At 64.5% G+C, this 13,166-nt stretch carries 7 protein-coding genes and 1 pseudogene; 6 read left to right on the forward strand and 2 right to left on the reverse strand.

The features are described from left to right. Positions 1-216: pseudogene (locus tag XH79_RS25300) on the forward strand (methyl-accepting chemotaxis protein); the annotation flags it as partial. Between the two features lie 26 nt (positions 217-242). On the opposite strand, the gene XH79_RS25305 reads toward XH79_RS25300, so the two are convergent. Then, entirely contained in the window at positions 243-4,061 is a 3,819-nt protein-coding gene (locus XH79_RS25305) for a YhdP family protein (protein WP_271583349.1), read from the reverse strand. A 195-nt stretch (positions 4,062-4,256) separates the two neighbouring features. Between XH79_RS25305 and XH79_RS25310 the strand changes: the two genes are divergently transcribed. Both XH79_RS25310 and XH79_RS25315 read left to right on the forward strand, forming a co-directional pair. Then, entirely contained in the window at positions 4,257-4,931 is a 675-nt protein-coding gene (locus tag XH79_RS25310) for a peroxiredoxin (protein ID WP_212336893.1), read from the forward strand. A 112-nt stretch (positions 4,932-5,043) separates the two neighbouring features. Then, positions 5,044-6,411 carry a peptidoglycan DD-metalloendopeptidase family protein gene (locus XH79_RS25315; protein WP_271583350.1) on the forward strand — a complete coding sequence of 456 codons (1,368 nt, stop codon included), beginning with the start codon at positions 5,044-5,046 and terminating at the stop codon, positions 6,409-6,411. 27 nt (positions 6,412-6,438) lie between these two features. Here XH79_RS25315 and XH79_RS25320 read toward each other — a convergent pair whose 3' ends face one another. Continuing rightward, positions 6,439-7,077 (reverse strand): TetR/AcrR family transcriptional regulator, encoded by a 639-nt coding sequence (locus XH79_RS25320; protein ID WP_212336895.1) that lies wholly within the window; start codon positions 7,075-7,077, stop codon positions 6,439-6,441. Between the two features lie 278 nt (positions 7,078-7,355). On the opposite strand from XH79_RS25320, the gene XH79_RS25325 reads away from it, so the two are divergent. The 3 genes from XH79_RS25325 to XH79_RS25335 are packed head-to-tail and all read left to right on the forward strand — an operon-like array spanning position 7,356 to position 13,119. Further along, positions 7,356-8,855: an efflux transporter outer membrane subunit gene (locus XH79_RS25325; protein WP_271583351.1), complete on the forward strand. Its 1,500-nt coding sequence runs from the start codon at positions 7,356-7,358 to the stop codon at positions 8,853-8,855. 17 nt (positions 8,856-8,872) lie between these two features. After that, on the forward strand, positions 8,873-9,997 hold the full coding sequence (locus XH79_RS25330; RefSeq protein ID WP_271583546.1) for an efflux RND transporter periplasmic adaptor subunit: 1,125 nt from the start codon (positions 8,873-8,875) through the stop codon (positions 9,995-9,997). Between the two features lie 11 nt (positions 9,998-10,008). Continuing rightward, the gene (locus tag XH79_RS25335; protein ID WP_271583352.1) at positions 10,009-13,119 is read left to right on the forward strand and encodes an efflux RND transporter permease subunit; all 3,111 of its coding nucleotides are present in this window, start codon (positions 10,009-10,011) and stop codon (positions 13,117-13,119) included. Positions 13,120-13,166 lie beyond the last annotated feature (47 nt).

Below are 13,166 nucleotides of genomic sequence, written 5' to 3' on the forward strand. Positions count from 1 at the left end.
CAAGGCGCCGCCACCGCCGAGATCGCCCGCAGCGTCTCGCAGACGGCAGAGGCGACCAAGGAGGTCACCACCAATATTGGCGGCGTCTCGACCGCCGCCAACGAGACCGGCAACGCCGCCGGCATGGTGCTCGCCGCCGCCTCCAACCTCTCCAAGCAGGCCGAGCAGCTCTCCGGCGAAGTCGGGACGTTCCTGAAGGGTGTGCGCGCGGCGTAGGGGACGAACTACAACGTCCCCCGCTTCTATCGCCGCGCGAGGTTACAGCCGCTCGACAGCTGACGCGTCGAGCCGGTCGAGCCGTCGCTGGACTGCGACGGGAATTCCTCGAACGGCGAGTTCTGCTTGCCGGTGTTGAACTCGAAGATCTTGCGGAACAGGCCGGGCGCCATCGCCGAGATCGGATTGACGCGCATCACGGGCGCGGCCGGCGTGCCGACAACCTCATAGGTGACGCCGATCAGGCCCTCATTGTTGCCGCCGCCGAGGAAGATGCCGAACAGCGGAATCTGGCCGAAGATGTTGTTGACGCCGTACATCGGCACGAAGGTGCCGCTCATGCACACCTGGTTGCCGGGATAGTCGATCGAGCCTTCGATGGTGGCGCCGATCATCGGGCCCTTGACCACGCCGTCGCGGATCGTGAGCGCGCCGTTCTGCCGGGTGAACTCGGCGCGGAGCGCACTGAAGGAGACGCCGTTGCCGGTGCCGTTGGGCGCGCCCGCGGCGACGCGCTCGAGCTGCGCCTCGCCCTTCACGGTGAAGTCGCGCACGTTGATGAGGCCCTCGCGCGAGGTGTTCGGCTCCGACGTCGGCGGCTCCATCGCCACCACCATCTGACCGCCGACCGCCTTGGTGTAGGTGTCGGTGAAGCGCAGCAGCGCGCCGGCATCGTTGGTCTGGAGGTAGATCACCTCGCGATTGCCCTGGGCACGGCCGCCGCGCAGATCAGCCGCAACGGGCGTGTCGCGGCCGATCTTGCCGCTCAGCGTGAAAGCCTTGATGGCGCCGCTGCGCTTGGACATCTTGGCATCGACGCTGCGCATCGCCTCGCCGTTGAACCCCGCGACCGCACCGAGCTTCACGTCGATGTCGAAATCGACGTTCTTCAGCTTGCTCTTGTCGTCCTTGGAATTGCCTGAGATCGCCGACTTCAGGAAGCCGCGGCCATCGAACACGTCGCCGCGCATGGTGCCGCGCACCACGCCATCCTGGCTGCGCTCGACCTTCAACGACGCCTTGTCGCCGTCGGACGGCGCGTAGGTCGGGAAGTTCGCGTTCACGAGGTCGCCATTCGGATCGACCTCGAGCGAGCCCTTGATCGAGGCGCCGCCGCCTTCGATGACGATGTCCTCGAAGCGGGTCGACTGCGCCGTCGGCACCACCTTGAAGCTGGCCTTGCCGGACTTGCCCGGCAGCTTGACCCAGCCGGGCAGGATATTGTCGAGCTTGACCGAGGTCAGGTCGGCCTCGACGCCGAGCTTGGTCGTCTGGTCCGCGCTGCTCGCGATCTTGCCCGACAGCTTGATTGGCAGCGAGCCGCTGACGGCGGGGCTGAGATCGAAGCCGAGACGCGCGCGGCTCGCATCGTCCAGCGTCGCCTGCAATCTGACGTCAGCATCGCCCTCGGCCTGCTTGCGATAGTCGAGCGAGGCGGCCTGCCCGTTGATCTTGACGTCGCCCTTGACCTGGTAGCCCTGGTTATTGGCGACGATCTTCAGATTGTTGGCCTCGAGCTTCTGGTTCATCACCAGCTTGTCGGCCGCAAAGCCGTTGAGATCGGCGGTCACGGCGTAGGTCGTGTCGGCCTTGGTCAATTCGCCCTTGACCGGCATGCCGAGCTGGATGCTCGCCGAGAACGTACCCTTGCTGGTGTTGGGATCGACCACGGTGGCCGACAGATCGCTCAGGCGATCGTTCGAGAGCATTTCGGCCGCCGCAGGCACCGGACCGTCGACACGGAACCTGGTGCGCGAGGGCGACGGCTTGGGCGCCATGTCGGGCACCTCGAAGGTGAAGTCGGAGATCGTGATCTTGCGACCGGCCGGCGTGTCGGCAATGCCCTGCCCGATATTCACCGTCGCCGTGCGTCCGGTCACGCGCGCCTTGAGGTCGGCATCGCGCACGACAGGCATGCCGTCCACCGGGCGGACTGCGACGCCGCTCGCGACGATGTTGACCGACAGGCCGTCGTCGGGGATCGGCGGTCCCTTGCGTGGAAGGTTCTTGACCGGCGAGTTGATGCCGATCTCGATGCGCTGCAGCGTGCCGCGCTCGATCCGTTCGATCACCCATTCACGCAATTCGGGGACGATCAGCGTCGGCCACATCCGCTTGAGCGCGGAGGCCGACATCGGCGTTCCCGCAAAGCCAAGCGTGAGCCGCGGCTCGCCCGAATAGTCGATGGCGCCGGTGCCGGCGACGCCGATCTCGCCGTTGGAGACATCGGCCTGCGTCAGCAACAGGCGCTTGTGGTCGGTGTCGAAGCGGAAGCCGATCGCGATGCGGTTGAAGACGAGCGGCGGCTCGTTGTCGATGCCGCCAAGAAGGATCGATCCGCCGCTGAAGCCGAGCTGCCAGTCGTTGATGTTGCCGTTGGGCGGCTCGACATGGGCCAGAAGCGTCAGGCGGTTGGCGCCGGAGAGGATCTTGAAGGGGGCCACCAGCACCCGCCGATTGGCGTCCCATTCGACGTTGATCTCGGCGGAATCGATCGCCATCGGATAGTCGGGCGTGTCGGTGTCGATGATGTTGCCCGCGCCGACCGCGATCTTGCCGCGGAAGAAGGTCGGCACACCGTCGCGGCCGAGCTCGCCCTTGAGCTCGCCGGTCAGCGGCAAATCGGCGGTATAGGTGAGATCCTTCACCCGCAGCGCGAGGAGGATGTTGGAGGTCGAGACCTTGTCGGCCTTGATGTCGACCGAGCGCACGCCATTCTCGGCGGGACCGATCGTGGCGCGCAGCATCCAAGGCCGCGCGCCCTCCTCGCCGAGGCTGAGCGCGACGCCGCCGTGGCTCGGCCGGCGCAGGCTGAGCGTGATGTTCTCAAAGCTCCATTTGCTGCCGCGCTGCTGATCGTCGACGATCAGATTGCCGTTCTTCAGACCGATCTCGTTGAGATTCTGACCGTCGAGGCCGGTCATGCTCAGACTGTCGAGCCAGTCGAGGCCCTGGAGGATCCCGCTCTGTGCGCTCGCCTGAGGCGCGCCTTGCGATGCGGCTTGAGATGGATCCTGGCCCGCCGGCGCCGTGGCGAATGGCGGCGGCGGAACGCCGTTGCGCGGAAACGTCGGCGGCAGGCCCGCATCCTTCTTGGAGGCAACGCCGGTTGCCAGCGGTTTTGCGGTGTCGCCGGCCGAGACCGTGACGGTGCCGTCGGGTGCGATGCGGATCGCGAGCTCGGCATCGACGAGATTGAGGCTTTCCGCACGCAAATGCCCCATCAGCAGGGCGGCACCCGACAGCCTCACCTCGGCCTTCGGGGCGCTGGCGACGATGGCATGGTCGCGGTCACGCACGATGATGTCGCGGATGCGCACGGCGATACGGACCCGCCCGGCGCGCTCGATCTGGGTGCCGCCGACCTCGACCGTGTTGCCGTGGCCGATATTGTCCTCGATGGCGGCGGCAAGCCAGGGCGTCGCGATGTCGAGATTGATGGGGCCGGCGCCGAGCCGCCACCACAGCGCGCCGAAACAACCGACGAAGATGACGATGAGCGCGCCGACGACGACGGCCAGCCGCTTCAGCCAGCGACCGCCGCCCAGCCAGCGCGGCAGCGACCCGAATCCGTCACCAAAGCGATGGAGGCCCGAATTGGAACGCGACAACAGCCGGCGCGCCCGATGGCCCGCCGCCGCTTCCTGATCCGGATCCCAGTCGGCCTCGTCCCATTCCTGCGGCTCAGGTTGGCCGCCGCGCCGATCGAAATCCCGATTGTAATCCTGGGGCGACGTATTCCTTGCCATTGCCTCTCGATACAGGCGCCCATCGTAAGATTGAGCGCCGCCGGGACCGCAGCCGTCCACGGGACGCGAAGCCCCCTGCGCCGGCACTGCCGCCATACCTCGAATATTCCTGCTGTTCGTCATTTCGCCCCGGGAGCGCGTTCAACGAGCAGTGGGGTGGTGCGTGGAATTCCTTGTAACCATACTCCGGCGTCGTCAGACTTGCCCAGCCAAGGGCGCGATTCCGGCACACCGGACGAGAGCTGCAATACCGCTTCGGTTGACCCGTCGAAAGCGTCGAAAGGAAGGCGTATGTCCAAGAAATCCCGAAAGAAATCGTCCAAAACGCCCTCCGGCAGTGCAACAGCTAAAAAGAAGGCCCCGAAAACCAGGGCAACAACTCAAACAAAGGCCGCGAAAACACAGCGGGCACCGGCCAGCAAATCAACCGCGACCATAGCAAAGACAGCATCGCATGGGGCCGCATCGAAACAGTTAAATTCCTCCAAATCGACCTCTGCGGCGAAGCTGACCGAAGGTCAGAAGGCGCCCGCCTTCCGCCTGCCCCGCGATGGCGGCGGTGTGGCGACGCTGTCGGACTATGCCGGCCGGAAGCTCGTCCTGTTCTTCTATCCCCGCGCCGACACTCCCGGCTGCACCCGGGAAGCCATCGACTTCACGCGCCTTGCAGGTGCCTTCGCCGACGCCGGCACCGCCGTGCTCGGCGTCTCCGCGGATTCGTTAAAGGCCCAGGAGAAGTTCCGTGACAAGCACAGCCTCGGCGTCCCCCTGATCTCGGACGAGAAGCACGAGATGCTGGAGGCTTATGGCGCGTGGGGCGAAAAATCCATGTACGGCAAGAGCTTCCTCGGGATTCTTCGTACCACGGTACTGGTCGGAAGCGATGGCAAAGTGGCCAGGGTCTGGCGCAACGTCCGGGTCGACGGCCATGCCGACCAGGTGCTGGAAGCGGCAAGAAGTCTTTAACCAGCCCGTTAAGTTCTAGCGGTTCCGTTTCCGGAAAATTAACCATGACCGGCCCAGATTGCTGCGGCAATTAGGCCGCAAGGAACCCATCCGACCGGCGCCGGGAGTGCCGATGTCGAAAAGTTCTGCCCAATATTCGCAGTACCCCCAGCATCATCCCCACGACCACGGACGGGCCTTCCATCGGCGTCCCGTCGCTGTCGCAGCGGCCGCCGCGATCCCCCTTCCCGACGCCGACGACGCCTACACCATCGTCCATCACGGCAAGCAGGTGCGCCTCGGTCCGGTCGTGTTCTGGATCGTGGTCGGCACGGTCGTGCTGCTCGGCCTGTGGTCGGCCGCGACCGCCACCTATTTCGCTTTTCGCGACGACGTCCTGACCCGGCTGATCGCCCGCCAGGCCGAGATGCAGTACGCCTATGAGGACCGCATCGCCGAGCTGCGCGCCAAGGTCGATCGCACCACCAGCCGCCAGCTGCTCGACCAGGAGCAGTTCGACCAGAAGCTCGACCAGATCATGAAGCGGCAGACGGCGCTGGAGTCCCGGGCGACGGCGCTGGGCGCCATGCCTGACGTGACCGGATCGATCCCCCGCGCGGCGCCGCAGCGTGGCGACGCCGGTCAGAGCGCGACCCAGGCCACGCCAAAACCGTCGCCGATCAGCGACACCGTGATCTTCGTGGCTCCGCCGGATCGTGAAGCGCGACTCGAATCGCGCGCCCCCGCCACCCTGGCTCCGCCAACCAGCCAGTTCGCCAAGAACCAGGGTTTCGACAACGTCCTGGTTCGCCTCACCACCTCGCTCGATCAGGTCGAACGCCGCCAGATGGCAGCCCTCAGCGCTGTCGAGGAAGGCATGGATTCGCGCATGCGCCGGATGCGCGGCGTCGTCAGCGATCTCGGCCTCAACCTCGCCAGTCTCGAAGCCGCCGTGCCGCGCAGCGCGATGGGCGGACCGTTCGTCCCGGTCAAGCTGACGGCCAACGCCGGGCCGTTCGAGAAGCAGCTCAATCGCATCAACACGACCCGTGCCGAGATGGACAGGCTCAACCGCACGCTGGCGCTGGTGCCGTATCGCAAGCCCGTCATCGGCGAGGTCGAGTTCACCTCCGGTTTCGGCGTGCGCAGCGATCCCTTCCTGGGCCGGCCCGCGATGCACACCGGCCTCGACTTCCGCGCCGCGACCGGCGATCCCGTCCGCGCCACCGCCTATGGCAAGGTGGTCTCGGCGGGCTGGTCCGGCGGCTACGGCCGCATGATCGAGGTCGACCACGGCAACGGGCTCTCGACCCGCTACGGCCATCTCTCCGAGATCAACGTCAAGGTCGGCGAGATCGTGAAGATCGGCCAGGTCGTCGGTCTCGTCGGCTCGACCGGCCGTTCCACCGGTCCGCATCTGCACTATGAGACCCGCATCGACGGCGAAGCGGTCGATCCGCAGAAATTTTTGCGCGCCGGCGTGCGCCTCAGCGCGGGCTAGGTCCGGGCTCTACCGTGCGAACACGCATCAGACACGAGGCTGGCACGCCTTCAGGAAGAATTTGAGCCCAGCCTCGATTCCCTCCTCGACCGCTTTTTCGGTGAGTTCACTGAGGCCGAGGACAATCATCAGTGGCAGTTCGCCGCGGATCAGCGACAGGAATTGCGTGGCGGCTTCCATCGGATCGTCGAATTCGAGCAGCTTCTGGGCCCTGGCTTCCTCGAGAAATCCGGATAGTCGCCGAATCGTCGCCTGCGGTCCGCTTTCATAGAAGAGCCGGGCGAGCACGGGAAACCGGCCACTCTCGTTGGCGATGATGCGGACGAAAGCGAAGTCCTTTCCATGAATGAAGGCGCTCAGGTACTGCTTGGCGAATGCGCGCAGCGCCTCGGACAATCCAGCCGACAGCTGGGGCAGCGGCAAGTCGCGTTGCAGGCTCTCACACTCCGCAACGATTAAAGAAGCGAACAAGGCCTCCTTGCTCGGAAAGTACGCATAGAGCGTGGCCTTCGAGACGCCAGCGGCTTTCGCGATGGCGTCCATGCTGGTCGCGGAAAATCCCTGGTCGAGAAACATCTGCCACGCCGCACGGGTGACGATGTCCATCTTGCGGCCCGCCGGTACGCTCGACTGCTCAGGAGCAGCAGGGGCGATCGTGTCGATCAATGTCAGCTCTCCGTCGGCTCGAGAATCGGTGTGGTCGGTATCGAGGTGCACAATGACCGCGCATCAACAACTTGAAAGAACAATGAGGCAGTCCGGACGTGGCCCAGGCGCCATAGCACTCACACGGTTGTCATAAAACTAAACAGTTCAGTACCATTGACAAGACCCCGCGACCCCGACAAGTACTGAACGGTTCAGTTTTCTCCAGGGCCCGGATGTCGTTCAGAACATTTCTCCGCATAGGCGGCTTAATTCCTCTGGTTCAGGCCACGATCTCCTTGGGCGGCTGTGCGGTCGGCCCGGATTTCGAAACGCCAGCTGCGCCGGCGGTCAACGGCTACACGGCGGACGGACTGCCCGCGACCCCGGCCGCGGGCGGCCCCGGCGGCACAGCGCAACGCTTCGTGAGCGGCTCGGACGTGCCGGCAGTCTGGTGGCAGGTGTTTCGCTCACGGCAGATCGCAGCCTTTGTCCGCGAATCGATCGACAACCACCCTGATCTTGCCGCCGCGCAAGCAGCGCTCCGCCAGGCCCGCGAAGTCGCGGCAGCCGACACTAGCGCGCTGCTGCCGTCGATCACCGGGAGCGACAGTGCGACTCGCAGTCAGGTGCCCGCGGCAGAGTCCGGACAGGCCGGCTCGTCGTCTCCCTACACCCTCTACAAGACGTCGGTGCCGGTTTCGTTTACGCCCGACATCTTCGGGGGCAAGGCGCGCGGGATCGAAGCCGACCTCGCCTATGCCGAATACCAGCGCTTCCAACTCGAAGCGACCTACCTGACGCTGACCGCGAATGTCGTGACGACGGCGATCAGCGATGCCTCCTACGCGGCTCAGATCCGCGTCACCGAGGAGCAGATCGAGGGGCAGCGTCAGCTGGTCGCGCTGCTCGAACAGCAATTCGCACTCGGCGCCGTCTCCAACAGCGACGTCCTGACCCAGAAGGCCCAGCTCGCACAGACCGTCGCGACCCTTCCGCCGTTGCAGAAGTCGCGCGCGCAAAACCGTAACCAGCTGATGGCCTATCTCGGCCGGCTGCCGAGCCAGGACAAAGGTGAGACGGTCCCGCTGGCGAATCTGCGCCTGCCGCGCGACCTTCCGGTCAGCGTCCCGTCGCTGCTGGTGCGGCAGCGCCCGGACATCCGTGCGGCGGAAAGCCAGGTGCATCAGGCCAGCGCCAATGTCGGCGTTGCCACTGCCAACATGCTTCCGAACGTCACGCTGTCGGCCTCGGGGGGCAGTTCGGCATTGGCGCTGTCAGGACTTTACGGCCCGCAGTCAGCCGCCTGGAGCGTGGCCGCGAGTGTCACGGGACCGATCTTCGACGCCGGCAACCTGTTCCACACCAAGGAGTCCAAGGTCGCGGCGACGGAACAGTCCGCCGCGAAGTATCGCTCGACCGTGATCACCGCATTCCAGAACGTGGCCGACGCGCTCCGCGCGATCCAGTCGGACGCTGCGCTGCTGAGGGCCCAGGTCGAGGCTGAGAAAACCTCAGCCGAAAGCCTGAAAATGTCCCAGGCCCAGTTCAAGGCCGGCTCCACCACGTTCATCACCGTCATCAACGCCGAACAGACGTTGCTGACGGCGCGGCTCAACCGTGTGAAGGCGCAGGCCTCGCGCTATGCCGACACCGTGGCGCTTTACCAGGCCCTCGGCGGCGGCTGGTGGAATCGCGTCGATGAGACTCCCGCAGCCGAGGTAAGGCCCGCGGGCATTGCCGCGATATTCGTTCCCGCCGGGGCCCTGCCGGCACCACCGCCCCCGCCAGCCAACTGATGCGAAAGCTCAAAGCCATGTTCAAGCGCATGACCATCATGCTGTGTGTCGTCGGTGCGGTGTTTGCCGCCCTCGCCTGGTTCGTTAATTTCCGCGCCGGCATGATCAGTCAGGTCATGGCCTCGCTCGCCGATCCGCCCCAGACGGTGTCGACGACCGCTGCGCAGTTCAGCGACTGGCAGTCGGCATTGACCGCCATCGGCACATTTCGCGCCGTGAACGGCGCCGATCTCTCGCTGCAACAGCCCGGCATCGTCGACAGCATTCATTTCGAATCCGGCAAGGACGTCGCCGCCGGCGACGCCTTGCTCGATCTGCGGATGGAGGACGACGTCGCCAAGCTGCAATCGCTCCAGGCCACCGCCGACGGCTACGGCATCACGTTGCGGCGCGACCAGGGCCAGCTCAAGATCAATGCGGTGAGCCAGGCCACCGTCGACAGCGACGCCGTGAACGAGCGCAACGCGCTGGCCCTGGTCGCTCAACAGCGTGCGCTGGTGGATCAAAAGACATTACGGGCGCCGTTCGCCGGCCGTCTCGGTGTGCGTCAGGTCGATGTCGGCCAATATCTGACCGCGGGCACCACCATCGTCACCCTGCAGGCTCTCGACCGTCTCTTCGTCGATTTCACCCTGCCGCAGCAGGCGATCGATCAGGTCAAGGTCGGACAGACGGTCGTGGCGCGCGTCGACGCCTTTCCGGACCTCAGCTTCAAGGGCGTCGTGCAAGCGTTCAACTCCAAGGTTGATCAAGCCAGCCGCAACGTTCAGGTCCGCGCACTTTTTGACAATACGGACCGCAAGCTCCTGCCCGGCATGTTCGCACGGATCGATGTGCGCGTCGGCCAAACTGCGAGCTATCTCACGCTGCCGCAGACCGCCATCGTCTACAACACGTATGGCGAGTCGGTGTTCCTCGCCGTCAAGAGCGAGGCACCGGGCAAGCAGGGTTTGGTGGCCCGCCAGACCTTCATCAAGACCGGCGCCACCCGTGGCGATCAGGTGGCCGTGATCTCGGGTCTCGATCGGGACGCAACCGTCGTCACCGCAGGCCAGATCAAGCTGCGCAACGGCACCCTGCTGAAGGTCGACAACTCCATTCCCCTGGCGAACGATCCCAATCCCGCCCCCGCCGATCACTGAGGAGGCAGAACGTGTCCTTTACCGACATCTTCATTCGCCGGCCGGTGCTTGCCATCGTCGTCAGCCTGATGATCCTGGTGCTGGGTCTGAAGTCGATGACTTCGCTGCCCATCCTGCAATATCCGCGAACACAGAATGCGATCGTCACCGTCACGACGACGTACTACGGCGCCGATCCGGCGATCGTCGCAGGATTCATCACCACGCCGCTCGAAAATGCCATCGCCCAGGCCAATGGCATCGACTACATGACGTCGAGCAGCCGGCCCAGCACCTCGACCATCACGGTCAACCTGCGGCTCAACTTCGATTCCGGCAAGGCGCTGACCGAGATCAATACCAAGGTGAACTCGGTGCTCAATCAGCTTCCGAGCGGCGTCCAGCAGCCGGTGCTGACGGTCAAGGTCGGTCAGACCATCGATGCCATGTATCTCGGCTTCAGCAGCGACGTGCTGGCGCCAAACCAGATCACCGACTATCTGATCCGTGTGGTGCAACCCAAACTGCAGGCCGTGCCCGGCGTGCAGACCGCTGAACTGCTCGGCAACAAGACTTTCGCGCTACGCGCCTGGCTCGATCCGATCAAGCTTGCGGCGTACGGGCTGACCGCGTCCGATGTATCGACCGCGCTGTCCGGCAACGACTACATCGCCGGGCTTGGCACCACCAAGGGCCAGATGGTGCAGGTCAACCTGACGGCCGCGACCAATCTGAAGTCGTTGCAGGAGTTTCGCGACCTCGTGGTCAAGCAGGCCGGCGTCTCCAACGTCAAGCTGTCCGACGTCGCGAATGTCACGCTGGGGTCCGAGGATTACGAATCGTCGGTCGGATTCAACGGCAAGCGCGCGGTCTATATCGGCATCCAGGTGGCGCCAAACGCCAACCTCCTCGACGTCATCAAAGGCGTCCGCGCCGTCTATCCCGACATCAAGGCGCAGCAGCCGGAGGGGCTGAATTCCGAGATCATCTACGATTCCACCGAATTCGTGAACAGCTCCATCGACGAGGTGATCCATACCTTGCTCGAAGCTCTTCTGATCGTCACCGTGGTGGTGTTCCTGTTCCTCGGCTCATGGCGTTCAGTGCTGATTCCCGTGATCGCCATACCGCTGTCGCTGGTCGGCACCTTCACCATGCTGCTGGCGCTCGGCTTCTCGATCAACCTCCTGACGCTGCTGGCGCTGGTGCTCGCAATCGGTCTCGTGGTCGATGACGCCATCATCGTCGTCGAGAACGTCAACCGGCATCTGGCCGAGGGCACAGAGCCGTTGCAGGCGGCGATCATCGCCGCACGGGAACTTTCAGGTCCTATCGTGGCCATGACCGTCGTGCTGATCGCGGTCTACGTGCCGATCGGATTTCAGGGCGGCCTGACCGGAGCGCTCTTCACCGAATTCGCCTTTACGCTTGCTGGCGCCGTTGCGGTGTCGGCCGTCATCGCATTGACGCTCACGCCGATGTGCTGCGCCTTCATCCTCAAGCCGCCGAAGACCGGAAAGCCGACGCTCGACGACCGCATCGTCGCGTTCATCGATGCGCGGATGGACACGTTGCAACATCGATATCGGCGCCTGCTCGCCGCCAGCCTGACTACAATTCCGGTCACGGTCGTGTTCGCCGCCTTGATCTTGAGCAGCATCTACTGGCTCTATACGAACTCCAAGAATGAGCTGGCGCCGGAGGAGGATCAGGGTGCGATCCTGATGCAGTCGACGCTGGCACCGAACGCAACGCTGCAGCAGAAGCTGCTGTATTCCGCCGAGGTTTACCGGCGCATCTCCGCCTATGCCGAAACCGCGGGCGTGTTTCAGCTCGATCTCACCGGCAGCTCGATTGCGGGCTGGGTGCTCAAGCCGTGGGACAAACGCGACAAGACGGCGGCGGAACTACAACCGGTGCTTCAGCAGGAGATGACGGGGATTGCCGGCGCCAAGATCGTGGCGTTCCAATTGCCGCCGCTGCCCGGGGCGAGCGGCCTGCCGATCCAATTCGTGATCCAGACCACGGACCCGTTCGACCGGCTCGACGGCATCGCGAAGGCGTTCACCGCAGAGGCCCTGAAAAGCGGCAAGTTCATCTTCCTCGACAACGACCTGAAGGTCGACCAGCCGCAAACCTCGGTGGTGATCGATCGCGAAAAGACCGCACAGCTTGGGCTGAAGCTCAGCGATGTCGGCGGCGCGCTCGGCAACATGCTGGGCGGCGGCTATGTCAACTATTTCGGCCTGGACGGCCGTTCCTACAAGGTCATTCCCCAGGTCGAGCAGCGCCAGCGACTGAACGCCGATCAGGTGCTGAATTACTACATCAAGACCTCGGACGGCACGTCTGTTCCGCTGTCGACGGTAGCGTCGCTGAAAACGACCACGGTTCCGCAATCGCTGAACCATTTCCAGCAGATCAATGCCGCCACCATTTCCGGCGTGGCCATGCCTGGTGTGATCACCGGAGAAGCGCTCGCGACGCTGAAGGAGATCGCGGACCGCACGCTGCCCAAAGGCTACACCATCGACTATGGCGGGCAGTCGCGGCAGTTCATCCAGGAATCATCCGGTTTCGCCGCCACCTTCGGATTTGCCCTGATCATCATCTTCCTGGCGCTGTCGGCGCAGTTCGAGAGTTTCCGCGATCCCCTGATCATCCTGGTCTCGGTGCCGATGTCGATTGCCGGCGCGCTGATCTTCATCATGCTGGGCATCAAGGGCGCGAGCCTCAATATCTACACCGAGGTCGGCCTCGTGACGCTGATGGGCCTGATCAGCAAGCACGGCATTCTCATCGTCGAATTCGCCAACGAATTGCAGCATGCCGGCCGCTCCAAGCGCGAGGCCGTCATCGAAGCGACCGCGATCCGGCTGCGCCCGATCCTGATGACGACCGCGGCCATGGTGATCGGCGTGATGCCGTTGATCACCGCATCCGGCGCCGGCGCAGCCTCGCGCTTCAACATGGGGCTGGTCATCGCCTCCGGACTTTCGATCGGCACGCTGTTCACGCTGTTCGTGGTGCCGGCGTTCTACATTCTGCTTGCGGCTGACCATTCCGCGGCGACGGGCGATGACGCGGTGAAACCAGATCGGTCCGGACTCGGAGCGAACGGCGAGCCAAGCGCCGCCCGGTGATGGAAGCAGATCATGAAACGCGGATCACCACGCACTGCGACCAACCT

It is taken from the genome of Bradyrhizobium sp. CCBAU 45389 (assembly GCF_028128625.1).
GTDB classification, from domain to species: Bacteria; Pseudomonadota; Alphaproteobacteria; order Rhizobiales; family Xanthobacteraceae; genus Bradyrhizobium; species Bradyrhizobium liaoningense_B.